Raw genomic sequence first — 26,982 nt, forward strand, 5'->3', positions numbered from 1 at the left:
CTACCGGACCGTCTGGACGCGGAGCCGGTCGACCAGGGTGGGCACCTGCTCCACGGCCGTGTCGCCGAACGGCACCAGGCTGAGCCAGGCGTCCGCCGCGGCCAGCACGAAGTAGGGCTGCCCGTCGGGCAGGACGTCCCGGAAGAGCTCGCCCGCCCGCGTCTGCAGGCCGCGCCAGGATGGCAGCTGTCCGGCACGCTGCTTGGTGAGCGGTGCGATCTCCAGCAGGCCGAGCCCGGGGATCTCCTTGAGGACGGTGGCGGGTTCGGCGAACTCGGCCCCGGTCTTCGAGGCCGGGCGCAGGGCCAGCCCGTCGTCGTGCTCCTCGACGCGCAGGGTCCGCAACGCCCCGAGCAGATCGGTGGTCGACGCGCCGTACATCTCGGTGAAGAAGCAGTGTCGCCGTCCCCGCCAGACCGCCACGAGCCGCTCCTCGGCCAACTGGATCTGCGGGTCGTAGGACCGGATGCGCGCGGTCGCCAGCGTGCCGCCCTGGTAGGTGAGTTCCTCGTCGAACGTCTCGACGCCGAGCGTCCGGGCCACGTCGTCCGCGAGCCCGACCGAGCCGGCCGTGAACTCGTGCAGTCGGCCGCCGATGGTCACGTCGGCCACCGAGGTGAACGGTGCGCTGAGGTCGAGTGAGCCATCGAGCATGAACCGACCCTGGTCGATCGCCCGATGCGTCACCGGCGCCCCACTGGCTGCCATGCGCCCGCCCTTCGTCCGGGTCCGGAACTTACCAACGGCACGGTATACGGTTCTGTAAATATATGACAAGGTCGATTGCTGTCACCGGGTGGTGACAGTTCCGGCCCGGCGCGCGGGCACTGCGGACGCGCGCCGCCCGGCCCGAGCGGCACGGGCCGGGGAGGACGCCGACCGGCCGATAGGGTCGTCCGCGTGGATCTGGACGACACCGCCGCCCGGCTCGGCGTACCCGTCGAGGACATCGACCGCCTGCACCGGCTCGCCGGCGACCGGCCGTCGGCGCCGCTGCCCGCCAGGGCTGACGCGCCCGCGCTCCTCGACCGGCTCGCGGTGCGGCCGGACGACGCCGCCGAGATCATGGCGGGCTGGCCCGACCCCGACTCTCCGCTGTGGACGCCGGAGCTGCGCTGGCTGCTCGACCGGTCGATCGCCCTGGTCCGCGCCGATCTCGGGGGCCACGGCTGGCTGCCGCCCGGTCCGGCGCTGCCGCGCGAGCGGGGCCCCGCCTGGCGGCATCTCTACGTGTACGCGTACCTGGCCCTGGTCGACGTCGTCAGGGGATACCACCGCGACCACGGCATCGCCGACGCCGTGTCGTGGGCGACCCTCGCGGACCTGGGCCGCAACCTCGCGATCGACCGGCGGATGCGCCGCGAGGGCTGGCCGGTCATGCAGAGCTGGCTGACCCTGCACGCCCGCGGCGGCCTCTACGAGCTGGGCCGGCTGCAACACCAGCGCGGCGACACCGGCATCGCCCTGCACATCCCCGAGTCGGGGCCGCTGACCCCGGAGTCGGTCACGGCGTCGCTCGACGAGGCCCGGGCGTTCTTCCCGCGCCACTTCCCCGACGAGCGCCACACGGCGTTCTCCTGCGGCTCGTGGCTGCTGGATCCGCAGCTGCTGGAATACCTGCCCGAGGACTCCCACATCGCCCGGTTCCAGCGGAGGTTCGAGCTGGAGCCCCACGAGGATCCGGATCCGGAGGGGCTGGACGCCGACGTCGAGGTGCTGCGGTTCGTGTTCCGCACCCTGACCACGCCGCTCGACGAGCTGCCGCGCCGCACCGTGCTCCAGCGCGCGGTCGTCGACCACCTGAAGGCCGGCCGCCACTGGCAGTGGCGCCGCGGCCGCTTCCCGTTCCAGCCGCACCCGTCGGCCGGATCGGCGGCCTGAGAACAGCAGCGGGGCCGCCGGTGTCCGGCGGCCCCGCTGCTGTGGCGCCTGTCAGACGATCTCCACTCCGTATACGCTCAGCGCCTCGGTGACCGGCTGGAAGTAGGTGGTTCCGCCGGAGGAGCAGTTGCCGCTGCCACCCGAGGTCAGGCCCAGGGCGGTACTTCCGCTGAAGAGCGCGCCGCCGCTGTCGCCCGGCTCGGCGCAGACCGTGGTGCGGATCAGCCCGCTGACGCTGCCCTCGGCGTAGTTCACCGTGGCGTTGGTCGCCTCGACCGCGCCGCCGTGCATGCCGGTGGTGCTGCCGGAGCGCTGCACCGACTGCCCGACGAAGGCGTCGGCCGCGCCCGTGATGTCGCGGGTGGTGCCGTCGTAGAGGTAGACGCTGCCGTCGGCGGCGGCCGGGTTGGTGTGCTGCACGATGCCGTAGTCGTTACCGGGGAAGCTGCCGGTGCCGCCGGTGCCGAGCAGGTTGCCCTGCGCGGAGTCGGCGTACCAGTTGGCGGTGATGTCGGTGCAGTGCCCGGCGGTCAGGAAGTAGTGGGTGTCGCCGCTGCGGACGTTGAAGCCGAGCGAGCAGCGACCGCCGCCCTCGGCGTAGATGGCCTCGCCACCGGCGGCCCGGGTGCTGAGGGTGCCGGCCTCCCGCTGGATGCGGACGGTACCGCCGAGCCGCGCCGCGACGGTCTCGACGCGGTCCAGCTTCGCGCCGGTGACCGTGCTGTCGACGGAGACCACGACCTGGTTGGTCGCCGGGTCGGTCCACCAGGCGGTGCCGGGCACCCGCGCGGCGCTGTCCAGCGCGGCCGTGGCCCGGGCGAGGTCCTTCGCACCTCGGGCGACGAGCTTCGGGGTCGCGCCGGCCGCGCGGACCTTGCGGGCAGCGGCGTCGTCGGTCACGGTGACGACCATGGCGCCGTCGGCCCCGGCGTACGCCCCGCCGGAGCGGTCGCCGAGTGCGGCGGCGAGCGCGGTGGCCTGGTCGGGGGAAGCGGGCGTCGCGGGTGCTGCCTGGGCGGGACTGCTGGTCAAGGTGCCGACGACCAGCGCGCCGGCCACCGACAGTGCGGTGACGCGGCGCATCGAAGACCCGGAGTGTCGCATGTGGTACCTCCATGGAGCTGAGCACGGGCTGCCTGTCAGGTAGCCCCGGGCACCCGATCGGTTGGTGAGGCTCACCCGACCGGAGGCGTTCGATCTATTCATAGATCTCACATTGATTGCAAGAGTGACGGTTGGCCTGACTCGGCCACTTCTCATACCTTGGGTCCGGAGAGCCCGACGAGTGGCGCCTGCGGCGATTAGTCGCTATTCGCCGCGACTTGGCAGGTCAGCAAGCCCCGCCCGCGACCCACCCGTCGGCTCCCACCACTCACCACGACCGGATGGCGGGACGCGGCCGCAACATCGAAAAAACCGGTGTCGGTCGACGACCATCGGGCTGGCGCCGCGCACCGCGACGCCTCCCCCGGCTCCATCGCGGCACCGACGGCCGGGCCACCGGATCCGGCGTCATGGGCCGGGCGGGCCCGGCCCCGCGCCGAGCCACCCCTTAGTTCCACCCGATCACCACATCGATTCGATCTGCACCTATCCCTAAACATCGATGTAGTGCTATTAATCGTTCACCAACCGGTGGACCTTGGAGGGGTACATGACCAGAACCCGAACGCTGAGCCTGCTCGCAGGCGTCCTCTCCGCGACACTCGCGGTACTTGGGCTGGCCAGTCCGGCGCAGGCCGCCGGCCATCACTACGTGGCGCTCGGGGACTCGTACGCCTCAGGTGTCGGCGCCGGCAGCTACACCTCGGAGAGCGGCGCCTGCAAGCGCAGCACCAAGGCGTTCTCCGCCCTCTGGGCGGCGGCCAACGCGCCGGCCTCCTACAAGTCGGTGGCCTGCGGGGGCGCCAAGACGACCGATGTGATCAACTCGCAGGTCGCCGCGCTCAGTGCACAGACCACCCTGGTCAGCATCACCATCGGCGGCAACGACGCCGGGTTCGGCACCATCATGAGCACCTGCGCCCTCCAGGGCTCCAGCGCCTGCATCGCCGCGGTGGACGCGGCCCAGGTGCAGGCCCGGGCGAACCTCCCCGGCCTGCTCGACCGGGCCTACGCCGCGATCCGCAGCAAGGCCCCGAACGCGAAGGTCGTGGTGCTGAGCTACCCGGTCTTCTACCAGCTCGGCACGGTCTGCCTCGGAATCGGCGAGGCGGCCCGCGCGAAGGTCAACGAGGGCATCAACCTGGCCGACAACCTGATCGCCGCCGCCGCGGCCCGCGCCGGGTTCACCTTCGCCGACGTACGCAGCATCTTCGTCGGACACCAGATCTGCAGCGGCAACAAGTGGATCCACTCCGTCGACATCCTGAACCTGTCGAACTCGTACCACCCGATGGCGACCGGGCAGTCCCTCGGCTACCTCCCGGTGTTCACCCAGGCGGTCGGCCAGTCCGCCACCGCCAAGAAGGCCGGCGCCAAGGCGTAGCCGCGAGGTCTCCGGTTCGGGCCTGTTCCCGCCGAACAGCCCTTACCGGAGACCTCACCCCAGCCCGGCGTCAGGATGCCCCCGCCCAGGCCGTGGACGCACGCCCCACGTGGAACGACACGGCGGGCCGTGGCGGCTCCCCCGGGCGCTGGGAAACCGCCGTCAGGCCTTCGCCAACAGCTCGAACAGGCTCGAGAACCCCTGAGCGCCGAAGCCGTCAGCGATCCGGCGGTCCATCAGGCCCTTGACCTCCCGCATCCGCACGGCCTCCACGCCGACGGATTCCCGATGGCTGATCAGGTCGTCCATCAGCGCCGCCTGGACGTTGAGCGGGCCGAGATCCGGTGGGTAGTCGCCGGCCCTGACCGCGTTGCCGATCGAGGTCAACAGCGGTGCCAGCGCGGCCACGTTGTTGGCGACACGCTCCGCGAACTCCGCCACGTCGACTCCTTCCGCCTGCACCAGCCTGAGCGTGTGCAGGAACCCGATGAGGATCTCGTAGCCCATCGCGACCTGCGCCATGAACTCCACGGCGGCCGAGCCGGCCTCCTCCCCGTGGTAGACGACGGTGCCCAACTCCCGCAGCATCGGCCCGTGCGCCTCGAAGGCGGTGCGGGCACCGCTGAACGGGAACATGACGTGCGGCGTACCGACGTAGGGCGGGTCTCCCATGATCTTGCCGTCGAGGTACTCGGCGCCGCGCGCTCTCGCCCAGCGATCGTTGGCCCGGGCCTGCTGAGGAGAGCCGCTCGTCAGGTTCACCAGGACCTTGCCCGCGACTGCGGCGTCCACGGAACCGAGCACCTCGTCGACCGCTGCGCCGTCGAGCAGACACACCACGACGAGCGGACTCGCGGCCGCCGCCTCCGCGGCGGTCGCGGCGGCCGTGGCGCCGGCGTCGACCAGCGGCAGGGCCTTGCTCGCGGTCCGGTTCCAGACCGTCGTGCGGTGTCCGCGGTCGAGGAACGTCCTGGCGATCGCCGATCCCATGTCACCGAGGCCGAGCACGGTGACCTGGCTGGCCCGGTTGGTCGGATCGACTGCGGTCGTTGTCAGCATTGCTTTCCTCTCGTCCTTCACCCAGGTGGTCCTGGTGCGTCAGGTGGCGGAGTGCTCGCCGCGGACGCGGCTACGCACGATGTCGTCCCGCACGCCGTACTGCTTCCGTCGTCGGGCTGCTACCCGGGCCGGCGCTCCGCGCGGACGGCGGCGACGGCGGCTGCCATGCGGGTGAGGCGCGCGCCCTGGAAGCGGGCCGTATCGAGGACGGCCCGGGCGTACCCGGGATCCCCGCCGGCGCGGCTCTCCACGAGGCTGACGCCGTACGGGTTTCCGCCGGCGGCGTGCGCGGTGTCGTAGTTCAGGTAGCCGGTGGGCAGGATGACCGACCCCCAGTGGTGGAAGGTCTGGTAGAGGCTGAGCAGGGTCGCCTCCTGCCCACCGTGTTCCTCGTAGGTGGCGGTGAAGCCGGTCGCCGGCTTGTCGGCCAGTTCCTCCGCCTGCCAGGGGGCGGTCGTGGTGTCGAGGAACTGGCGCAGCTGGGAGCAGACGTTCCCGAACCGGGTCGGCGTGCCGAAGGCGTACCCGTCGGCCCACCGGAGGTCGTCCAGGGTGGCGAGCGGGACGTCGGCGGTGGCGTCGAGGTGGGCCCGCCACTGCGGTCTGGCATCGACGACCTGCTCCGGCGCCAACTCGGCCACCCGACGCAGGCGGACCTCCGCGCCGGCGTCGGCCGCTCCGTCGACGAACGCCTGCGCGAGCCGGTGCACGGTGCCGGTGGCGGAGTAGTAGATGACGGCGATCCTGGCATCGGTCTGCACGGTTGCCTCCTGGCTCGGCTCGGTTCTCGGTCAACCGTGCCGGGCAGGCTTACCGTCTGCTGACCGTCCCCTGACCGAGGCCACTGAGCGCCGCGTCGTCGAGGTCGAGCTGCGCGCCACGGCTCATCTCGGCAGCGAGTTCCCCGCCGCCGAGCGCGTCCCGGAGGCGGCCGGTCACGCGCTGGACGTCGTGCCGTTCGCCGGGGGGCAGCGGCGCTCCGGCGACCTCGCGCAGCGTGCGGGCCGCGCCGAGCAGCCGTGCGGCACGGCGCTGGTCACCGCCGAGGCTGGTGGCCCCGGCCAGTCCCTCGAGGGCCAGGGCGACCGCCCGGTGGTCTCCGGCGGCGCGCGCCGCTTCGAGCGAATCACGGTGTCGGCGCTCGGCGAGGACGGCGTCGCCGCGGTGCTCCGCGATGAACCCCAACTCGGCCAGCGCGAGCGCGCAGCCTGGCAGGTAGCCGGCGCGCCGGTTCCAGTCGAGCAGGTCGTGCTGCTGGGCCTCGGCGGCGTCGAGGTCGCCCCGCCGTCGCGCGATCATCGCCAGGCCCGTGCCGGCGAAGGCGGCGGCGGAGCGGCTCGACTGTTCCCGCGCGACCTGTAGCGCGCGGTCGTGACTGACGGCGGCCTCGTCGAGGTCGCCGCGCAGCAGGGCGAGCCGACCGATGCAGGCCAGCTGCCGGGACACCGACGTCCACAGCCGCAGGTGCTCGGCGGTGCGCAGCGCCTCCCGGTAGTGCGCGGCGGCCAGGTCGTAGTCGCCGTGGATCTCGGCCAGGGTCCCCAACAGGCTCGTCGGATGCACCTGCCCCCAGCGGTCGCCCAACTGCCCGAACAGCGACCGGCTGGTCTCGCAGTCACGCTGCGCGGCGGGCAGGTCGCTGCGGTGTACGAGCGCGAGGTCCGCCCGGGTGGCGCAGGCGGCAGCGATGCCCCACTGGTCCCCGTCGGCGCGGAACGCCGCCAGCGCCGCGTCGACCAGGTCGGCGGCCTCCCCCGGATCTCCGGAGCCGAGCATCATGGAGGCGAACAACCACTGCGCGAACGCCTTCTCCGGCCCGTCGGCGTCCCGGTAGCGCTCCAGGATCCGCTGCCGGGGAGCGGTCGGGTCACCGTCGCGGGTGGCGAGGGCGGTCAGCCACATGTCCGCGTGTCGCCGCAGGGCGTCCGGTGCGACGTCGTCCGCGCTGCCCCCGACGATGTCCAACGCCGTCCGCAGGGACCGGCTCATCTCCCCGAACCGGCCCCGCAGCAGCCGGTACCAGCACAACGAGGTGGCGAGCGCCAAGCCCACGCGGGCCTGACCGTCGGTGGCGGCGACGTCGAGTGCCGCCCGCAGGTTCGCGTTCTCGGCGTCGAGTTCGCGCAGCGCGCGACTCTGCTCGCGCCCACGGAGCCGCCCTGCGGCCTGCTCGGCGAGACGCGCGAAACACGCGGCGTGGCGGCGACGGGTCGCGCGCAGTTCGCCGGCGCTGTCGAGCTGCTCGAGACCGTAGGCGGCCACCGTCTCCGGCAGCCGGTAGCGTCGCGGGCTCTCGCCGTGCCGCACCATGACCAGCGAGCGGTCGATCAGGCGGGCCAGCACGTCGAGGACCTCGTCCGACGCCACCTGCCCGCCCGGGCACACCTGCTCGGCGGCAGCCAGGGTGGCACCGTCGGCGAAGACCGCCAGCCGGCGCAGCACCGCGCGTTCGGGAGGCGACAGCAACTCCCAACTCCAGTCGATCATCGCGCGCAGCCCCTGCTGACGCGCGGGCGCGGTGCGCCGACCGGACGACAGCAGCCGGAAACGGTCGTCGAGCCGCGCCGCCAGCTCGCCCGGGTCGAGCACGGGCAGCCGGGACGCGGCCAGTTCCAGCGCCAGCGGTACGCCGTCGAGGCGCCGGCAGATGGTGGCGATCGTGTCCGTGTTCCGCGCGTCGACGGTGAACCCCGGCTCGGTGGCGCGGGCGCGGGCTGCGAAGAGCCGGACCGCCGGGGCGTCGGCGACCTGCTCGGCGGTGGCTCCCGGCTCCGGCAGGGCCAGCGGCGGCACCGGAAGGACGACCTCGCCGGGGATCCCGAGCGGTTCGCGGCTCGTCGCCAGGATGCGCAGGTCGGCCGCGGCGGCGAGCAGGCTCTCGGTCAGTTCGGCGATCGGCGCCACCACGTGTTCGCAGTTGTCGAGCAGCAGCAGCATCCGCCGGTCCCGCAGCGCGGCGACCAGCCGGTCCATCGGCTCGCGTGGTCGCTCACCGGGCAGGCCGGGCGGGCTGTCGTCCCGGATCTCCAGGGTCGCCGCCACCATCTCGACGAGCTCGGTGCAGGTCGCCTGGCCGCCGCAGTGCGGCTGGCCGGCCAGCTCGACGAGCCACACCCCGGCGGGGAACGTGTCGGCCAGCACCCGGGCTGCCTCGAGCGCCAACCGGCTCTTCCCCACCCCGCCCATCCCGGTCAGGGTCACCAGCCGCTCGCTCGTGAGCCGCTCCCGTACCGCCTCGACGGCCGTCTCACGCCCGATCAGTCCGCCGTACGGACCGGGTGACACAGGCGCCGGCAGGTTGGTTCGGGCCGGAGTCGACGGCGGTGCCGGCGGCCGCAGGGCGGGGTCCTGGCGCAGGATCGCCCGGTGCAGCTCGGCCAACTCCTGGCCGGGATCGATGCCGAGTTCGTCGCGCACCTGCCGACGGAACTGCTCGTACGCGGACAGGGCCTCACGCTGCCGTCCCGAGCCGTACAGGGCGCGCAGGTGCGCGGCCCGTAGCCGCTCACGCCACGGGTGGCGTGCGACCAGGTCGGCCAGCTCACCGGCGAGCAGGTGGTGCTCACCGAGATCGAGCCGGGCCTCGGCCAGGTCCTCCAGCGCGGCCAGGCGCTGTTCGTCGAGACGCTCGGCCGCCTGGCGTACGAACCGCTCGTCCCTGAAGTCGGCGTACGGGGAACCGCGCCACAGCGACAGGGCTTCCGTCAGCGTCGCCGCCCGTCCCGCCGGCTCCCGCTGCGAGCGCGAACGCGCCACCAGCGCGGCGAAGCGACCGGCGTCGACCGACTCCGACGACGCCCGCAGCCGGTAGCCGGCATCGCCGGACTCGACCAGCGCGCGGCCACCCGCCTCACCCGCCCCCAGCGCGCGGCGCAACTGCGACACCTTGGTCTGGAGTGCCCCCAGCGCCTTGCCCGGCGCCTCGTCACCCCAGAGATCCTCGATCAGCCGGTCGGCGGAGACCGGGCGTCCCTCGTGCACCAGCAGGTCAGCCAGGAGAGCACGAACCTTCAGGCCGGGCACGGTGACGGGTCTGCCATCCGACGTCCAGACCGCGATCTCGCCCAGCACCCCGAACATCACGACTTTCACACTAGCCAGTCGACTGTCCCGCCCCGCGAACGTCCGTCGGCCGTCGGTCCGCCCACCGGGTCGCGGCTCCGACGCGTACGTCAGCCGGCCGTCAGCCGGTGGTGAGCGACCCCGGACAGGCTGATCCGAGCCGACACACCGGAGGAACGAGATGGATCGTCTGCAAGAGCCCCGGGCCGCTCTCGGTCACCGGCCGTTCACGCCAGGACGGGTGGCCACACCCTGGCTCGCCCTGCTGGCCGGGCCGCTGTCGTACGGGATCGCCGCACCGGCCCTGCTCCTCGACGACGTGGCGCGCGCGACGCGTACCGACGAACAGGCCGCGGCCGCTGGCGTGACGGCCTTCGGCTGGGGGATCGCGTTGGGGACGCCGCTGTTGGCGGCGCTGCTGGCCCGGAGCGGCGTGCGGGCGGTCCTGACCGTCTCGGCCGTGCTGCTGGGCGCGGGGACGCTCCTGCTCGTGCTGGTGCCGAGCGTGCCGGCGTTGGTGGCCGGCGCGGCGGTGCAGGCACTGGGGTCCGCCGGCCTCACCGTGACGGCGATGAAGCTGGCCGACTCGGCCCGGCAGATGGGGGTGGTCACCGCGTCGCTGGCGGTCGTCGGGGCCACCGGCCCGCTGACCGGCGCGCTGGTCGCCGACGTCTTCTCGTGGCAGGCGGCGCTGGCGTTGCCGCTGCTGGCGGTGCTCGCCGTGCCCGCCGCTCGCCGCGGCACCACCTCGCCGGACGCGGCGCTGGCGTCGTTCGACCCCCTCGGCATGGTTCTGTTGTCCTTGCTGGTCACCGCGGCCGTCCTCATTCCGCACCGTCCGCTGGTGGCCGCCCCGGTCACCATCGCGCTGCTGCTCGCGCTGGTGGCCTGGACAAAGTTCCGTCCGGAGGGCTTCCTGCCCGCCGTGGTGGCACGCAACGGCCGGTTCCTCGCGGCGTGCGCGTCGGCCTTCGTGCTGGGGGTGGTGAACTTCGCCCTGCTCTACGCCGCGCCGGACCTGCTCCTGGAGCACGCGGGATGGGACGGCACCCTCAGCGGGCTCGTGCTGCTGGCGCCGTACCTGCTCGGCGGCTTCTGTTCCGGGTTCCTCGTCGCGGCGTCCGTGCGGGTGCCCCGCCGCGTCGCGGCTGCCGCGTTGCTCGTCACCGGCGCCGCCGCGTCGCTGCTGGCGGCGGTCACCACCGCCGTACCGCTGCTGCTCGCGGCGATGACGCTCGGCTCGCTGGCCGCCGCGACCGGCCAGGGCGCACTCGCCCTGCAGGCGACCGGAGTGGTAGACGCCTCGCGTCGGGCCGAGGCCCTGGGTCTGTTCAACCTCGCCTACCTGCTCAGCGTCGCATTCGGACCGGCGATCGCCGTGACGCTCGCGCACCCCGCCGCCTGAGCACCCGCGTTCCTCTCCGCGCCTGCCCGGACCACCCTGGCTGGCCTCGTCCTTGGACGTCGGAAGGCAGTTCGCTCAGCCGACCCTCGTCAGCCAGCGGTCGAGCCGCAGCAGCACGACGAGGACGGCGGCGCCGAGCACGGCGAGTCCCAGCCCGGCGAGGGTGTCGCGCGGTTCGGGAAAGGTGAGGTCGGCGACCTGCCGCGTTCCGGGCAGCACGGCCACGGCCACGAAGCAGCCGGCCATCACCGCCAACAGGCCAAGCCGCCACCGGGTGTACGGCCGGGCGATGACGACGAGTGCCGCGAACGCGACGAGGAACAGGGTGAGCGTGGCGGTGGAGCGGTCCGCCCGCAGGCTCGACGCCGTGTTCGACCGCGCGACGGCGTACGCGGCGAACGTCATCGAAGCGGCCACGGCACCGGCGGGAACGGCGAACCGCAGGACGCGGGGAACGAAACCCGGTCGCGCCCGTCCGCTGTTCGGGGCGAGCGCGAGGAAGAAGCCGGGCACGCCGATCGTCAGGGTCCCGACGAGGGTGATGTGCCGGGGCAGGAACGGAAACGGCACCTGGGCGATGCCTACGAGCAGCGCGAGCAGCGCCGCGTACACGGTCTTGGTGAGGAACAGGTTCGCGACATGTTCGATGTTGGCCAGCACCCGGCGTCCCTCGGCGAGCACGTGCGGCAGCGCGGTGAAGTTGTCGCCGAGGAGGACCACCTGCGCGACCGCCCGGGTGGCAGGGCTACCGGAGCCCATGGCGACGCCCAGGTCGGAGTCCTTGAGCGCGAGCGCGTCGTTGACCCCGTCGCCCGTCATCGCCACGGTGCGACCCCGCGCGTGCAGGGCGGCCACGAACTCCCGCTTCCGTTGCGGTGTCGCCCGGCCGAAGACGGTGTGGCCGGCGACGGCGTCGGCGAGCGCGTCCGGCTCCTGCGGCAGCGAGCGCGCGTCGGCTGGCGCATCAGCCGACGGGATGCCGACCTGCCGCGCGATCGCGCCCACCGCGGCCGGGTCGTCGCCGGAGATCACCTTGACGTCGACGCCCTGCGCGGCGAAGTACCGGATCATGTCCGGGGCGTCGGCCCGTATCCGCTGTTCGAGAACGACGAGGGCGGCGGTCCTGCGGTCGCGGCTGGCCAGCGTGGCCGACCGCACGAGGGCCAGCACCCGTCGACCCGTCGCGGCGAGATCCTGGGCCTCGCGTCGGGCCGGGTCGTCGTCGGGCAGCAGCACGTCGGGCGCACCGACGAGCCAGGTGCCGTGCTCCGGGAAGGACGCGCCCGAGAACTTGCGTGCCGAGGAGAACGGCACGGTCTCGGCCGCGTGCCAGCCGTCGGCGGAGAGGCTGTCTCCGAGGGCCCGCATGGTCTGGTTGGGCTTCGCCTCCGCGCGGGCGAGCGCCGCGAGCGCCGCCCGCGCGACACCGGGGGAAACGCCGTCGTACGGCCGCACCTCGCGCAACGCCGTGCCGGGCTCGGTGAGCGTGCCGGTCTTGTCGATGCAGAGCGTGTCGACGCGGGCCAGCACCTCCACCGCCGGCAGTTCCTGTACGAGGCACCGGCGCCGGCCGAGCCGGATCACACCCACCGCGAAGGCGACGCTCGTCATCAGCACGAGCCCTTCGGGGATCATCGGTACGACTCCCGCCACGCTGCCCACCACGGCGTCGGAGATGCTGGCCCCGCTGGTGAACAGCCGCACGACCAGCAGCCCGCCGATCGGCACGATGATCCAGGTGACCAGCCGGAGCAACCGGTTGATGGCCGTCATGAGTTCGGAGTCCGTCAACTCGAAGCGGCTGGCCTCGGCGGCGAGCCGCGCCGCGTACGCCTTCTCGCCGACCCCGGTCGCCGCGAGCAGGCAGCTGCCCGCGGCCACGAAGGTGCCCGACTGGACCTTGTCGCCGCGCCGCTTCTCGACCGGGTCCGCCTCGCCGGTCAACAGCGACTCGTCGATCTCGACCCCGTCGGCCTCCCGGACCGCCCCGTCCACCGGCACCTTCTCCCCGGGCCCCAGCAGTACGAGGTCGTCGACGACCACCTCACCCGGCCGGATCGAAACCTCACGGCCGTCGCGCAGGACACGCACCGGCGCCTCGGTGAGCAGGGTGAGCCGGTCCAGGGTCCGCTTCGCCCGCAGTTCCTGGATCACGCCGACTGCGCTGTTGACCACGATCACCGAGCCGAAGAGCGCGTCGACCGGCTGGCCGAAGACCAGGATCAGACCGCAGAGCACCGCGATGATCGCGTTGAACCGCGTCAGCAGATTGGCGCGCAGGATCTGGCCGAACGTGCGGCTGCTCCGGCGGGCGGTCGTGTTGACCGAGCCCTTCGCGACCCGTTCAGCGACCTGCGCACTCGTCAGCCCCTGGTGCACGTGCCACGCCCCACGTCAGGCCACCATTCCTGTTCCGGCGCATGAGCCGAGGCGTGCGCCCTCGACGACATCCGATGGCACGACCAACGAGCCCGACCCGGATCCGGATACGTGGTCGTGCTTCGCGGAACCGCCGACCCGACATACCATGTCGGACATGTACGGACGATCCACCCGAGCGATCATGCCCTCGCCTGCCCTCACCGCCGGGTAGCAGTGGCGCAGACTGGCGAGGACCAGGAGCCGCCGCGGCCGGCGTCCTCCAGCGACAGAGCCGACCGGCAGGACATCCGCCTTGCCGTGGTGATGACTGGTGGAGTCAGCCTGGCGGTGTGGATCAGCGGCGTCACCCTCGAGGTCTCCCGCCTGGCCGCGGCACGCACGGACCCGGAGTCGCCGTACGCGTCGCTGCTGGATCTGCTCCGGGCGGACGTTCGCGTCGATGTCATCTCGGGCACCTCGGCGGGCGGTCTCAACGGCGCCTTCCTCGCGCTTGGCCTGGCCAGGGGCGGGGACCTGTCCGTCATGCGGGACCTGTGGCACGAGCACGGCAGCCTGGACCGGTTGTTGCGCGACCCGTTGACGCGCCGTCCACGATCCTTGCTGAAGGGGGACGACTACTTCCTTCCGAAGGTGCGGGACGCGCTGGAGAAGGTCGTCTCGACCACCGGATCGCCTTCGGCCCGGACCGACGATGAACGGGTGCCGATCGAGCTGGTGCTGACCGGGACGCTCTGGCAGGGCAGGTCCACGACGTTCACCGACGACCTGGGTGTCGGGATCACCGAGACCGATCACGACGCCACCTTCCGGTTCGCCGACCTCCGGGCCGGCTACCGCGACGGCCGACCGGTCAGTGGGGACCTCGCCGCCGACGCCGTGCTCGACGAGCTGGCCGCCGCGGCGCGGTGCACGTCGTCGTTCCCGGGTGCCTTCGAGCCGCACTTCGTACGGGTGCGCCCCGGAGATCCCGGCAGCGACCTGCGGTGGGAGTCCGCGGCGGGTCGATCGAACTTCCGCGACGCGCAGCACGTGGTGGACGGCGGAGTGCTGCTCAACAAGCCGATCCGCCCGGCCCTGGAGGCGGTGTACCGGCAGACCGCCGGCTTCCAGGTGCGCCGGGTTCTCGCGTACGTCACCCCGGATCCGGGCGAGCAGCTCTGCCCCTCCCCCGCGGCCGACTCGCCGGCAGCCCCGCATGCGGACGCCGCCGGCCCGGGGATGCCGCTCCCGTCGGCCCGCGAGGTGCTGCTCGGAGTCCTCACCCGACTGCGGGCCACCGACTCCGTCTCCCGGGAACTCACCGAGATCCGCGGCCGCAACACCACGGTGCGGATGCGCCGCCGGGCCCGGGACCGGTTCGCGACGGCGATGATCGGCGTCGCCGAGCAGCTTTCCGACGGGGCGTGGCCGGCGTACCTGGAGGTGCGCGTCGAGAACGCGGCCACCACGATCGCTCCCCTGCTGGCGATGGGACAGCGCGGCCGACCCGCCGAGCAGTGGAGCGGGCACGAACTGCTCGCCGCGCTTCGGCGACAACGGATGTCGTTCGTCCCCGAGGGCCCCCTCGCGGAAGCGCTCGGGAGAACCGGAGCCGGCTGGGACTGGGGACAGACCACCGTCCAGCGCCTGGCAGACATGACCGTCGACCTGCTCAAACGATCGGTGTGGCTGGCCCACCTCGGTACGCCGGAGCGAACGAGGATCGTGCGCTGCCGCGAACAGGCAGCCGCCACCCTGGAGGAGATCCACGCAGACCGCACCGACCTCAACCGCTACTGGTCGGCCGCGCCAACGGGACCGGCGCGGTACGGCATCGATCCGATGCCCAGGCGCCGGGGCTCGCTGAACCGGACGGCCGACAACCTGCCCGAGCTCGAACGCTGGCTCGCCGCCGCGTTGACGGCGTGGGACGCCCTGCCCGTCCCCGGTGACGGCGTGCGACGAGCCCGACTTCACCGGCAGGCGCTCGAACTGGCCCGGAGCCTTCGCGAGGTCGCCCCCGCCCTGCGGACGGTCAGCGAGGCAGGCAACGACGTGCTCGATCCGGATGGCGAGTGGACGGGGCGGCTCACCGCACTCCACCGGTTCCTCGTCCCGATGCGGTCCGCCGACGAGACCGTCCTGCGGAACATGTTGCGGCTCGACGTCGTACAGCTCGCCTTCACCAGCGCCAGTCAGGACCCGGAGCAGGAGGTGGAGCTCGCCAAGGTCTCCTCGCTGCACCCGGACCTGCTGACCGGCATCCAGCTGCACCACTTCGGCGCCTTCTACCGCGGCTCGTGGCGCCTCAACGACTGGTTGCACGGCCGAATGGACGCGGTCGAACAGCTCATCCGGATCCTGCTGGCGCCGGAGCGACTACGGCAGTGTCTGCTGGCACCCGGATCAGCGACCTGTGCCGGGCCACGGCCGGCCCAGGCCGAGGCGGTGGACCGGCTGATGGAGGCGTTCGAGCGGTGCGCGGTCCCCGACCGGTCGCCCGACCGCGGATGGCTGGCCGACCAGTGGGCGCGGGACCGCGCGGCGTGCGAACGCGAGGCGCAACAGATCCTCGGCAACGCGGACGCCCGCTCGTTGAGCGCCTGCACCAGAGCCATCGCCCGACCGATCCAGACCTCGGTGCTCAGAGAGGACCTGCCCGGCCTCGCCGCCGCGGTACGCGCCGAGGGCACCGATCGGGCCAGGACGAGCACCGCCTGGCTGGCGTCCTTCGACGCCGCCGACCTGAAGGCCGGCCGGGAGATGCCGGCCCAGGATCTGTGGCGGCTGTGGGACGAGGCAGCCCAGATCGGCGGCGAACGCATCGATGGTGACGTCGGCAGCGACACTTTTGCCCGAACCACGTCGCACACCGCCACCGTCCTCGCCAACGTCGCCGGCGACACGGCGCGCACCAGGCCACTGGCCGTGGTGCTCTCCGCCTTCCGCGGCTACGCACTCGCCGTCTGGGCGATGGTGGCCCTGCTCACCCGCCGCAGCGCGATGGGCACGCGGGCAGTGGAGATCGCCGTCGCGGCCGGCGCTGTGCTGCTGGCCGTATCCCTGCTGGTGCCCGCAGTGCCGATCGCGCTGGCCCTGCTCGCGGTCCTCCTGCTACTGGCCGGGTTCTCGGCCGCCGCCCTGCTCTCGCCCCGGACCAGGCCGGTCGGTCTGCGCCTGGTCGCAGCGGCGCTCGTCGTGCTGCTCGCACTGGGCGGAGTTCTCTGGTGGGACTGGTACCGCAACGGCACGGCGTTGATCTGGAGCCTGTCGATCAAGCTCGGGGTCACGCTCCTCATCGTCCTGCTCGGCTGGTGGGTCGCCCGCGCCCAGCCCCGGCGCTCCGGCCGCAGCACCCGCAGGTAGGGCCGGCGGCCGGCTCCATACGGTACGCATCAGCACCACCTCCGGCAGCCGGGAAGTCGTCCACCAACGCATCGGCTGGACCCGGACCTACCGCTCGGGATGCCCGACTTGTCATGTCAGAGGCGTTGGGCATAGTCGATGCCTCGCAAGGCACCCGATCGAGAGGAAGCGCATGAGGCGTAACGTTGTACGCGTGCTGGCGGTCATGGCCGTCGTCGCCGCGGGATCGGCGGTGGTGTCCGCGCCGGCCGCCGCCAGCGACAGCCCTGGTGACATCTGCGTGACCAACCAGACCACCTGGCTGCGCGACCAGCCCTGGGGCAGCACGCTACGCACCCTGAGCCCCGGGCGAGGCTTCCGCGTTCACTCGATCTACGGCGGCAGTGACATCCAGACCTGGTACTACGGCCACGGGGCCGAGGCGCCGGGGCAGGACGGCTGGATCCCGGCCGCCAACTGCAACTGGTAGACCGGAGCCGCTCCACCACCATGGCGCCGGCTCCGGCCGGCGCCATGCGGCTGCGGCCGACAGTCAGTCGCAGCGATTGCCGTTCGGGCTGCTGGCGCCGGGTTCGCCGCGGTCGCTGCCGGAACCTCCCGGGGCACGCACCGATGTCTCCGCCATCCGAGGCTGGTGCCTCGTCTCAGAACGTTGATCGGGTGACCGCTGGCGCAACCGGCGCTTCGGACCGAGATCCGGATTCGCGACGAACTCCAACGCTCCGCCCTGGTGTCCGTCGGCGGAGGATCCGCACGTGCGACGCTGTCGAGCTGATGTCGCAGACGACTCGCCGCCGGCCGGTGCGCGGTGGCCCAGACGGCGCCTGATGTCACAGACGACTCAGCTCGACAGCGTCGTCCGACCCTCCCGCCCGCGGACCGGCTCGGCGGCCACCACCGCCGCACGCAGCATGGACCAGCTCTCCATCGATGAACATCTTGACGAAGGCGCCGTCGTCCCTGATAGTCGGGCGACCGAACCGGTGATCGCGGTCACGGATCATCGCTCGCCCTCGACAGGAGACCAGTTGACGGCACGTCCCCCTGCGGCTGCTCGCGGTCGCCCTCCCCGCCGCGGTCGACGGGCTCTTCGCCGCGAGCACGCCGGCACGGTCGATGTAGTGACCGACCTCGGCAACGCGTACGACACCAGCAACGTCGGGGACCGGATCGGCACGGGCCGGTTCATCCCCGGCGTTTCACGCTACCGACCGGCCGCACCCCACCCACCGACGGAGAAAACGTGATCACGAGAAGAAGCCTGCTCGTCGCCGCCGGCGCCGCCGCGGCCGCCGCCGGGCCGTTGGCCCGCCCCGTCTCCGCCGCGCTGCCCCAGGTCGACATGGAGGCGCTCATCAAGGCCGCCCAGATCGATCCGCGCCGGGCGGACACCGCCATCACGACAGGCGCCAAGGACAGCGTCCTGCTGGTCGAGCGCGCCCTACAGGCCAGAGGACACCTGTCGGCCACCTACGTGGACGGACACTTCGGCACCAGCACGATCGCCGCATATGCGGCGTACCAACGGTCCCTCGGCTATACCGGCCTCGACGCGACCGGCCTGCCCGGCCCGTCGTCGCTGCGGCTGCTGGGCGAGGGGCGCTACACCGTGGTCAAGGCGATCTCGCCCGGCACCGTGGTGAGCCTGCGTGACGTACGCGTCAACACCCGTACCAGATCCATGCTCCTCGAGGCCGAACGCCTGCTCGGGCGTCAACTCACCATCACGCAGGGGTCCTACAACACCGGCGTGGGCGCGTCGGCGGGCACCCACGACGGCGGTGGCGCCCTCGACCTCTCCGTGAACGGCCTGTCGTCGGCCACCCGAACCGAGGTGCTGCGCCGTCTGCGCACGGTCGGGTTCGCCGCCTGGCTGCGTACGCCGTCCCAGGGCGACTGGCCGTACCACATCCACGCCATCGCGCTGGCGGACACCGACCAGTCGACCGGCGCGCAGCACCAGGCCGGCGACTACTACCTCGGCCTCAACGGCCTGGCGAATCGCGGGCGCGACGACGGTCCTGCGGTCAGCCCCAAGCGGACCTGGGAGGAATACCAACGGACGCTCTGACAGTGGCGAGCGCCGAGCCTCATCGGCGCTGGCGCAGTTGCGCCGAGTGTCTCCATCCGATCAGGAGGAAAGTTGTCCATCCGTAACAGCCGCCTCGTACGCGGCGCCGTCGCCGTGCTCACCACGGCCCTCACGACCGCGGCGGTCGGCCTCACCGGCGCCACCGCCGCCCAGGCCGCCGTGAACACCTCGCCGAGCCATCTGGTGGTCTACAACAACAACATCGAGAACTGGCTGCCGAGCTCCTGCGCCGACGGCCACATCTGGGACCGGCTGATCACCTACCTCAAGGGCCGCCCACTGAGCCCGGACATCTTCACCGTGCAGCAGGTCTCGAACCAGACGCAGCTCAACACCCTGACCAAGCGCCTCTCGGACGAACTGCCCGGCACCTACGCCGGACAGATCGCGATCGCGAACCCGGGCTCGATGGGCTACACCAGCACCTGCGGCAAGATGAAGAACCAGCAGACCAACGCGGTCATCTACCGCTCCGACCGGTTCACCTACGAGGCCGCCACCCGCTGGCGCTCCGACGCCCCCGCGAACTACGACGCGGGCACCGGCGGATGCCAGAACCTCGAACCCACCAGAAGCAGCCAGGACCGGGTCCACAACATCGGCATCCGGCTGCACGACAACGTCGCCAACCAGGACGTCTCGGTAGCCTCGATCCACTGGCCCACCAACACCTGGCACGGCCCCAAGTGCGCGGACGAGAACATCAAGGAGGCCGACGAGGCGATGGGCCGCCTCGGCGGCGACCTCAAGATCGTCGCCGGCGACGCCAACGCGGAGCCCGACGACGCGGGATGGTGGAACGACGGCAAGAGCTACGGCTACCGCGACCCGATCGCCGAGAAGTGCGGCAGCCGCAACTGCTCCTCGGCCTACGACACCCTGAACAGCCGGCGTATCGACTTCCTGCTGGTCAAGAGCGGCAACGGCTTCAGCAACGTCGCCACCGTCACCGAGTCGATGACCGGCGGGGCGTACTCGGACCACCGCGCCGTCACCGCGTACGTCAAGTACTGACCGCGTGGGGCGGCGAGGTTGACAGCACAGGCGCGGCGTCGTCCCGCCCGTGCCCTCGCCGCCCCACCGCGGTCAGCAGCGACGTGCTGCACTCCCGGCTGCCGCGCGTCCGCGGAAACCCGTTGGCGGGCCACGGCGAGCACCGCTACTCTGCCAACGGCCGTGCGAGAGAACGAGGAGGTGGTACCCGTGAATGCAGTATCGACATGGGTGCTCCCCTCCGGGGTCACGGTCGGGCGATAGGTCGTCCGGGAGCGCCGCTCACGAGCACTCCCGAAGGGCACGACCATGCGATTCACTTCCGAACAGCGCCTCGACGACGATGTCCTCGAACGTCAGTTCACCCTCGGTGAGATCCCCGGCATCCTGTGGACGCCGGGATCCGGCTCCGCACCGGCCCCGCTGATTCTGATGGGCCACCCCGGCGGGCTGCACAGGTTGTACCCCCGACTGATGGCGCGGGCCCGGCACTGCGTGGCGGAGGGCTTCGCCGCAGCCACCCTCGAGCTCCCCTGGAGCGGTGACCGGCCCCGTTCCGCCGCCGCCGAGGAGACCCGCGCCGACCTGCACCGGGCGCTGGAGGCCGGCGAGCCGGTCGACGACGAGCTCGTTGATCGGCTCGTCCTCCCACTGGTCGAGAAGTCGGTCCCGGAATGGCGGGCCGCCCTGGACGCCCTCCTTCCGCTGCCCGGGATCGGCGGCCCGGTCGGGTACGCGGGAGGGGTGATCTCCATCGGCATCCGGCTGGCGGTGGTCGAGCCGCGCATCTCGGCCGCCCTCCTGTTCGCCGGGAGTTTCGTGCCCCGCACCATGTTCGAGGAGGCCCGACAGGTCACCATTCCGCTGCAGGTCCTGCTCCAGTGGGACGACGAAGGAAACGACCGGCAGGCGGCCCTGGACCTGTTCGACGCCTTCGGCACCAGGGAGAAGACGCTGCACGCCAACATGGGCGGGCACACCGGCGTCCCGCACTTCGAGGGGGACGCCGGGAACCAGTTCTTCGCCCGGCACCTGAGGTGAGGCCGCGCCGTCAGACCGCGCAGGCGTCTCCGAGGCCACCGCCGGGTGGATCAGGCAGGCACGGTCCCGTTGAGGTACGCGTTGATCTGGTCGATCTCCAGTGCGTTGAAGACCTCAGGCTGGGCGGCGGCCTGGTTCGAGTTGATGATCCGCTTGAACAGGTTGTAGTGCGCCATCGACCGCAGACCGATGACCCGGTTGGGGGTGACCAGGTAACCGGTGCCGCCGGTGCTCCAGATGAGGTACATCAGTCCATCCTTAGTGACGATCTCAGGGGGAGTTCCGGGCGCCCCGGCGTATGGGGCACCCGTCAGAACCGACTCGGGGTTAACGCGCTGACCGTTCGGCTGGAAGATCTCGAGATGCAGGTGCGGGCCGGTGGAGTGGCCGGTGGATCCGACGTTGCCGATGTGCTGCCCGGCGGCGACCTGCACGCCCGTCCCGACTCGGGGAGCCTCCCGCATGTGCCCGTAGACACTCCGCCAACCATCGGCGTGCGTGATGGTGGCGTTGTGCCCAAGGCCGCCCGCGCTGTACGACACGCTGGTCACGGTGCCCGCCGCGATCGCACGGATCGGATAGCCGAGGATTCCCGAGTAGCTGTAGTCCGTGCCGTTGTGCATCCTGGACACGCCGGTGATCGGGTCTGTCCGCATCCCGTACGAGGATGTGATCGGCACCCACTTGTCGAACGGCCGGTTCCATCGCGGCGTCGCGCCGTACGCGGCTTCCGCGAGCCACGCCTCCGGAATGATGCCGGCTGCCAGTGTGGCGGTGACCAGACCAAGCAGATGGCGGCGGCCGATGCGACGCGACTCCGCCCCGTCGCCCGGCAGTGTTTCGTCGAGTGTCCGCATTCGGCCCCTTGCTCGCGATGAATGACGACCGGAAACACAATCCGCACCGAGGAGACCACCGATTGCGACTTCTGCCCACGTTCGGGTGGTCACTGGTTCGGGACGGGCCGACCAACCCCTTCGGCGGCGAACCAGCGAGCCCGCATGCATCTGGGATCTTGGATATTAAGGTATCGGGCTCCGCTGGTGTCAAGACTCGGACAGTGCGAGCGTCGTTAAGCCTTTCTCCGCGCCGTCGAGCAGGGCACGGCGTGGCGCGAGTCGGTGTACGCAGCGGATCTGCGCTCCCGGTACCGTCACCGGTCCCGGTCGTGCTGCGGTTGCCGCTACTGCCCGGCGGGCAGGGCCCGCAGGTAACGTAGCTCCACGATCTGGGTGTCGATCGGTGTGCGGTTCGGGTTCCGGATGTTGTGGGTCTCGCCGGGATGCAGGTAGCGCACTGCGGGCCGTGGCGGTGTGTCGGCGTCCGCGCCGCCGGCCAGGTCGACGACGAGCAGGGGCACCGACTCCGCGCGGCAGGTGTGTTCGTCGTCGGGCGGAGTCGTGAGGCGCTGGACGCGCACCCCGTCGGTGTCCAGCACCGTCGTCAGGGCCATGCCGTGGGCCGGTTCCCCGGGCCAGCCGTCGGTCGTGTCGGGCAGTGCGTACGGTGCTTCTCCCGAGGCTTCCTCGCCGAGGTCGAGCAGTTCGACGAGGCGGTTGCGGTAGAGGCTGTGGCCCTGGTTGGTGAGCATGTGGACCGGGGAGACGGGCCGGTAGATAGCACCGCCCACCTGTTCGTTGATGTGCCGGGGCGGGCTGCCGTCGAGCCAGTCCATGCGGCAGGCCGAGGTGTCGAGGCAGAGCACGAGGTACGGGTTGCGGTGCAGGTGCCAGGGCTGGCACTCGCCTGGAGCGAGGGCCACCTCCCAGACCCGTACCCGGGAGTTGGCGAGCAGGACCCGCTGGCCGACCTCGCCGAGCACGATGTCGCTACCGTCGGGGGAACGAACCACGGTGCCGGCGCTCATGGGTTCCTTTCGGCGGTGGTGCTCGGCCTGGGTGGCGGCACCCCCGGGGGTGGTGGGTGTGGTGGTCAGTCGGCGGCGTCGGGTGTCATGCCGCGCGGGTGAGGTCCCGCAGCTGGTCGAGCAGTTCCGTCGGTTCCGCGTTGGCCTTGCCCTGGGCGGACGCGGCGTTGCCGCCGCCTTTTCCGGCCAGGAGGTGTTTGATCAGGTCGTTGGCGGACAGGCCGCGTTGCACGCCGGCGGGGGTGACGGTGACGACGATGCTCGCGCCAGCGACGACGCCGACGACGCCGGGGCGGCGGCCGAGGCGGTCGCGGACCTTCTCGGCGAGGCGGCGCGCGTCGCCGGTGGTGGTGATGCCGGCGTACGCGATGCCGTCGAGGTCGGTGGCGTTGGCGGCGTAGGTGTCGGCGTCCAGGTCGATGAGCCGGCCGCGTAGGTCGTCGGCGTCGCGTTCGGTCTGCTTGAGTCGTGCCAGCAGGGTGGTGATGCGGTCGGGCAGTTCGTCGGGGCGGGCTTTGAGCTGGGCTGCGAGTTGGGTGACGAGGTCGCGTTCGCGGGCGAGGTAGCGGAACGCCTCGATTCCGGTGACGGCTTCGATGCGGCGTTGGCCGGCGCCGACCGACGATTCGCCGGTGACGGCGAGGGAGCCGATCTGCGCGGAGTGGTCGACGTGGGTGCCGCCGCACAGCTCACGCGACCATGCGCCGCCGATCTCGACGACCCGCACGGTCTCGTCGTAGGTTTCGCCGAACAGGGCCAGGGCGCCTTCGGTGCGGGCCTGTTCCAGCGGCAGGTAGCGGACGTCGACGGGCAGGTCGCGGCGGATCGCCAGGTTCGAGACCTCCTCGATCTCGCTGCGGGTGGCGTCGGAGAGGCCGCCGCGCCAGGCGAAGTCCAGGCGCAGGTATCCGGGCCGGTTGTACGAGCCGGACTGCAACGCGTTCGGCCCGAGCACCTGCCGCAGCGCGGCATGCACGACGTGCGTGCCGGAGTGCGCCTGCCGGGCGCCGACGCGCCATTCGGGGTCGACTGCGGCGTGCACCGCGTCGCCGACGGTGAGGCTGCCGTCGAGGATCCGGACGGTGTGCGCGATCAGGCCCTTGACCGGTCGCTGCACGTCGATGATCTCGGCGCGCAGGTTCGGGCCGGTGATTGCGCCTGCGTCGGAGTCCTGGCCGCCGCTCTCGGCGTAGAACGGCGTCTGGTCCAGGGCGACCGTGACGATGTCGCCGGCGTGGGCGGCATCGACCGCCGCGCCGCCGGACCAGAGCGCGACGACCCGGGAGTCGGTGTCGAGCGTCTCGTAGGCCAGCCACTGCGTGGGCCCGTTCGCGTCGAGCACCGACCGGTACGCCGACAGGTCGGCGTGGCCGGTCTTGCGGGCCTTCGCGTCGGCCTTCGCGCGGGCGCGTTGCTCGGTCATGAGCGCCCGGAAGCCGTCGGCGTCCACGGTCAGGCCCTGCTCGTTGGCGATTTCGAGAGTGAGGTCGATCGGGAAGCCGTACGTGTCGTGCAGTTGGAAGGCCTTGTCGGCGGGCAGTGCGGAGCGCCCGGCCTTCTTGGTTTCCGTGATCGCGGTGTCGAGGATGGTGGTGCCGGCGCGCAGCGTGCCGAGGAAGGTGTCCTCCTCGGCGTAGGCGGCCGAGGAGATCCGGTCGAAGTCGGTGGCGAGTTCGGGGTACGACGGGGCCATGCAGTCGCGGGCGACGGGCAGCAGTTCGGGTAGAGCCTTGTCGTGCCAGCCGAGCAGCCGCATGGCGCGGATGGCGCGGCGCATGATCCGGCGCAGCACGTACCCGCGGCCCTCGTTGGACGGGGTCACCCCGTCACCGATCAGCATGAGCGAGGTCCGCACGTGGTCGGCGATGACCCGCAGGCGTACGTCGTCGGGGTGGGACTGGGTGGCGGCCTGCCCGGAGTGCACGCCGTACTGCTTGCCGGTGAGGTCGGCGGCTCTGGCCAGGATGGGGCGGACCTCGTCGATCTCGTAGAGGTTGTCCACGCCCTGCAGGATCGAGGCGATGCGCTCCAGGCCCATGCCGGTGTCGATGTTCTTGTTTGGCAGGTCGCCGACGATGCGGAAGTCGGTCTTCGACGCCACGTCGGCGATCTCGTACTGCATGAACACGAGGTTCCAGAATTCCAGGTACCGGTCCTCGTCGACCTCCGGGCCGCCCTCGGCGCCGTAGGCGGGGCCGCGGTCGTAGTACAGCTCGGAGCAGGGGCCGGCCGGACCGGGGATGCCCATCGACCAGAAGTTGTCCGCCTTGCCGCGGCGCACGATCCGCTCCGCCGGCACGCCGGTGGCGAGCCACAGGTCGTACGCCTCGTCGTCGTCCAGGTAGACCGTCGCCCAGATCCGCTGCGGGTCCAGCCCGAAACCGCCCTGCTCGACCGGCGTGGTGGACAACTCCCACGCCAGCGGAATCGCGCCGGCCTTGAAGTAGTCGCCGAACGAGAAGTTGCCGTTCATCTGGAAGAACGTGCCGTGCCGTGACGTCTTGCCGACCTCGTCGATGTCCGGCGTCCGGATGCACTTCTGCACCGACGTCGCGGCCCGGTACGGCGCGGCCCGCTGGCCGAGGAAGTAGGGGACGAACTGCACCATGCCGGCGTTGATGAACAGCAGGTTCGGGTCCGCTATCGCCGGCAGCGGCGCCGACGGCACCACCGTGTGCCCGTTGGTCTCGAAGTGCGCCAGGAAACGCCGCTTGATCTCCGCCGTCCGCACCAACGCCCCCTTGTTGCCCATGATGTGCAGCTACAGCTTATTGGCAACAGAGCGAGAGTGTTTCAGGTACCCCGCAGTCGCTCACGCACCCCGGGCGACGGTTGCGGTGATCCGGTCGGTGTCGCCGGCATGGCGTGCCGGCGACACCGACCGATGGACCAGCCGGGTCAGGTCTCGGGTGGTGTGGCGGTGGCGGCGACGAGCAGGGACAGCTCTCGTACGAGGTCGTCCATGGACTGGCCGCTCTGCGCCCGGAGCAGCCCGAGGCTCAGGTCTGCCAGCAGGTAGAAACCGAGGGTCCTGGCCTGCTCGGTGCCGAAGGCGGCGAGCAGTTCCTCGGCGCCGCCGAGATCACCGCGGTGCTTGGCCGCGATGACCCCGGCGGCCCGTTGGAGCAGCTCCGCCGCAGCCGGGGTGGGCTCGGTCACGCCGATCAGATCTTCGGCGTCGTGGCGCGGGCGGCGTCGAATCGGGCGATTACGTCCGACCAGTTGACCAGGTTCCACAGCCGGTCCACGTAGTCGGGCCGCACGTTCTTGTACTGCAGGTAGTAGGCGTGCTCCCAGGCGTCGAAGACCAGCAGCGGCGTGGAGCCCTGCCCGATGTTGCCGTGATGGTCGTACACCTGCTCCACGATCAGCCGCTGGCCCAGCGGCTCCCAGGCCAGGACTCCCCATCCGGAGCCCTGCACGCTCTTCGTGGCGGCGGAGAGCTGCCCGGCGAACGCGTCGAACGAGCCGAAGTGCTCATCGATCGCGGCGGCCAGCTCCCCGTCCGGGCGGTCGCCGCCGTCCGGGGACAGGTTGCCCCAGAAGATGGTGTGCAGCACGTGACCCGACAGGTTGAAGGCGAACGTCTTCTCCAGGCCGACAAGCTTCGAGAAGTCGCCCTTGTCGCGGGCCTCGGCGAGCTGGTCCAGGCCGTCGTTCGCACCCTTGACGTACGCGGCGTGGTGCTTGTCGTGGTGCAGCTCCAGGATCTGCCCCGACATGGCCGGCTCCAGTGCGCCGTAGTCGTAGGGCAAATCCGGCAGGTTGTAGACCGCCATCAGAACTCCTCTGTTGCTGCCAAGGCTAGGTTGTTGCCACTATCTTGCAACATGAGGAGTGCGTACGCGCTGAGGAGTGGCGATTGAGCACATCGGGAGCCGACCGGGTGGACGCCGCGGTGAGGCGCCTGCGTCGTGCGGGCCTGCGCAACACCGCACCACGTCGGGGAGTACTTGACGAGCTCGCCCGTGCGGTTGGCGACCAGGGGCACCTCACCGCTTCCCAGCTGCACCACGCGCTACTCGCCCGCGGCCTGGCCGTGGAGCTTTCCACGGTGCACCGGGTCCTGGCGCAACTGGTCGAACTCGGCATCGCGCACACCGTGCCCATCGGCAGGACGATCACCTTCGGTCTCGCCGACGACGCGCACCACCACGCCGTCTGCGCAGGCTGCGGCGACATACGACAACTGCCGGCCGAGGCGGTCGCGGCGAGCGTCGCCGCCGCGCAAGCCGCCGGCATCGAGGCGGACCCCAGCGGGCACCTCGCGGGCGTCGTCGTCTACGGACGGTGTACGCGGTGCCGGACGACGGCTCGCTGAGGCCGAATCCGCTGGTCCACGGCCCGCCACGATGCCGGCACCGGTC

20 protein-coding genes are annotated in these 26,982 nt (G+C 71.7%); 9 read left to right on the forward strand and 11 right to left on the reverse strand.

The genetic code is table 11. The annotated features are described in order from the left end of the window. A complete protein-coding gene (locus OG989_RS27250) occupies window positions 1–654 on the reverse strand; it encodes a hypothetical protein (protein WP_225851839.1) in 654 nt (217 codons plus the stop codon). A gap of 246 nt (window positions 655–900) precedes the next feature. On the opposite strand from OG989_RS27250, the gene OG989_RS27255 reads away from it, so the two are divergent. Then, a complete protein-coding gene (locus OG989_RS27255; protein WP_327028904.1) occupies window positions 901–1,881 on the forward strand; it encodes an acyltransferase domain-containing protein in 981 nt (326 codons plus the stop codon). 51 nt (window positions 1,882–1,932) lie between these two features. Here the strand turns inward: OG989_RS27255 and OG989_RS27260 are convergent, their stop codons facing one another. Continuing rightward, window positions 1,933–2,985: a S1 family peptidase gene (locus tag OG989_RS27260; protein ID WP_327028905.1), complete on the reverse strand. Its 1,053-nt coding sequence runs from the start codon at window positions 2,983–2,985 to the stop codon at window positions 1,933–1,935. A gap of 550 nt (window positions 2,986–3,535) precedes the next feature. On the opposite strand from OG989_RS27260, the gene OG989_RS27265 reads away from it, so the two are divergent. Beyond that, on the forward strand, window positions 3,536–4,369 hold the full coding sequence (locus OG989_RS27265; protein ID WP_151452273.1) for an SGNH/GDSL hydrolase family protein: 834 nt from the start codon (window positions 3,536–3,538) through the stop codon (window positions 4,367–4,369). A 162-nt stretch (window positions 4,370–4,531) separates the two neighbouring features. Here the strand turns inward: OG989_RS27265 and OG989_RS27270 are convergent, their stop codons facing one another. From OG989_RS27270 to OG989_RS27280, 3 genes are all read right to left on the reverse strand, one after another. After that, a complete protein-coding gene (locus OG989_RS27270) occupies window positions 4,532–5,428 on the reverse strand; it encodes an NAD(P)-dependent oxidoreductase (RefSeq protein WP_327028906.1) in 897 nt (298 codons plus the stop codon). 119 nt (window positions 5,429–5,547) lie between these two features. Further along, window positions 5,548–6,189 carry an NAD(P)H:quinone oxidoreductase gene (gene wrbA, locus OG989_RS27275; RefSeq protein ID WP_327028907.1) on the reverse strand — a complete coding sequence of 214 codons (642 nt, stop codon included), beginning with the start codon at window positions 6,187–6,189 and terminating at the stop codon, window positions 5,548–5,550. A gap of 49 nt (window positions 6,190–6,238) precedes the next feature. Next, window positions 6,239–9,520 carry a BTAD domain-containing putative transcriptional regulator gene (locus OG989_RS27280; RefSeq protein WP_327028908.1) on the reverse strand — a complete coding sequence of 1,094 codons (3,282 nt, stop codon included), beginning with the start codon at window positions 9,518–9,520 and terminating at the stop codon, window positions 6,239–6,241. Window positions 9,521–9,731: 211 nt separating this feature from the next. Between OG989_RS27280 and OG989_RS27285 the strand changes: the two genes are divergently transcribed. Beyond that, window positions 9,732–10,895, forward strand: a complete 1,164-nt coding sequence (locus OG989_RS27285) for an MFS transporter (RefSeq protein ID WP_327028909.1) — start codon at window positions 9,732–9,734, stop codon at window positions 10,893–10,895. A 75-nt stretch (window positions 10,896–10,970) separates the two neighbouring features. Here OG989_RS27285 and OG989_RS27290 read toward each other — a convergent pair whose 3' ends face one another. After that, window positions 10,971–13,274 carry an HAD-IC family P-type ATPase gene (locus OG989_RS27290; protein WP_327028910.1) on the reverse strand — a complete coding sequence of 768 codons (2,304 nt, stop codon included), beginning with the start codon at window positions 13,272–13,274 and terminating at the stop codon, window positions 10,971–10,973. A 300-nt stretch (window positions 13,275–13,574) separates the two neighbouring features. On the opposite strand from OG989_RS27290, the gene OG989_RS27295 reads away from it, so the two are divergent. The 5 genes from OG989_RS27295 to OG989_RS27315 all read left to right on the forward strand — a co-directional run bounded on the left by OG989_RS27295 (window position 13,575) and on the right by OG989_RS27315 (window position 20,748). Next, on the forward strand, window positions 13,575–16,622 hold the full coding sequence (locus OG989_RS27295) for a patatin-like protein (protein WP_327028911.1): 3,048 nt from the start codon (window positions 13,575–13,577) through the stop codon (window positions 16,620–16,622). 172 nt (window positions 16,623–16,794) lie between these two features. After that, window positions 16,795–17,091, forward strand: coding sequence for a hypothetical protein (locus tag OG989_RS27300; protein ID WP_151452279.1), 297 nt, complete (start codon window positions 16,795–16,797; stop codon window positions 17,089–17,091). A 774-nt stretch (window positions 17,092–17,865) separates the two neighbouring features. Continuing rightward, window positions 17,866–18,693 (forward strand): peptidoglycan-binding domain-containing protein, encoded by an 828-nt coding sequence (locus OG989_RS27305; RefSeq protein ID WP_327028913.1) that lies wholly within the window; start codon window positions 17,866–17,868, stop codon window positions 18,691–18,693. Window positions 18,694–18,765: 72 nt separating this feature from the next. Continuing rightward, window positions 18,766–19,728, forward strand: a complete 963-nt coding sequence (locus tag OG989_RS27310; RefSeq protein WP_327028914.1) for a hypothetical protein — start codon at window positions 18,766–18,768, stop codon at window positions 19,726–19,728. Window positions 19,729–20,016: 288 nt separating this feature from the next. Beyond that, window positions 20,017–20,748 (forward strand): alpha/beta hydrolase, encoded by a 732-nt coding sequence (locus OG989_RS27315; RefSeq protein ID WP_151452283.1) that lies wholly within the window; start codon window positions 20,017–20,019, stop codon window positions 20,746–20,748. A 50-nt stretch (window positions 20,749–20,798) separates the two neighbouring features. On the opposite strand, the gene OG989_RS27320 is transcribed toward OG989_RS27315, so the two are convergent. From OG989_RS27320 to OG989_RS27340, 5 genes are all read right to left on the reverse strand, one after another. Further along, a complete protein-coding gene (locus tag OG989_RS27320) occupies window positions 20,799–21,605 on the reverse strand; it encodes a M23 family metallopeptidase (protein ID WP_327028915.1) in 807 nt (268 codons plus the stop codon). Window positions 21,606–21,931: 326 nt separating this feature from the next. Next, window positions 21,932–22,615, reverse strand: a complete 684-nt coding sequence (locus tag OG989_RS27325; protein ID WP_192581201.1) for a hypothetical protein — start codon at window positions 22,613–22,615, stop codon at window positions 21,932–21,934. An 85-nt stretch (window positions 22,616–22,700) separates the two neighbouring features. Further along, window positions 22,701–25,346 (reverse strand): alanine--tRNA ligase, encoded by a 2,646-nt coding sequence (gene alaS / locus OG989_RS27330; protein ID WP_151452373.1) that lies wholly within the window; start codon window positions 25,344–25,346, stop codon window positions 22,701–22,703. Window positions 25,347–25,513: 167 nt separating this feature from the next. Continuing rightward, on the reverse strand, window positions 25,514–25,774 hold the full coding sequence (locus tag OG989_RS27335) for a superoxide dismutase (protein ID WP_327028916.1): 261 nt from the start codon (window positions 25,772–25,774) through the stop codon (window positions 25,514–25,516). Between the two features lie 5 nt (window positions 25,775–25,779). Further along, the gene (locus OG989_RS27340) at window positions 25,780–26,394 is read right to left on the reverse strand and encodes a superoxide dismutase (protein WP_151452286.1); all 615 of its coding nucleotides are present in this window, start codon (window positions 26,392–26,394) and stop codon (window positions 25,780–25,782) included. Window positions 26,395–26,501: 107 nt separating this feature from the next. On the opposite strand from OG989_RS27340, the gene OG989_RS27345 reads away from it, so the two are divergent. Continuing rightward, a complete protein-coding gene (locus tag OG989_RS27345; RefSeq protein WP_192581202.1) occupies window positions 26,502–26,936 on the forward strand; it encodes a Fur family transcriptional regulator in 435 nt (144 codons plus the stop codon). Window positions 26,937–26,982 lie beyond the last annotated feature (46 nt).

The sequence above is a fragment of the Micromonospora sp. NBC_01740 genome (assembly GCF_035920365.1).
In the GTDB taxonomy this organism is placed as follows: domain Bacteria; phylum Actinomycetota; class Actinomycetes; order Mycobacteriales; family Micromonosporaceae; genus Micromonospora; species Micromonospora reichwaldensis.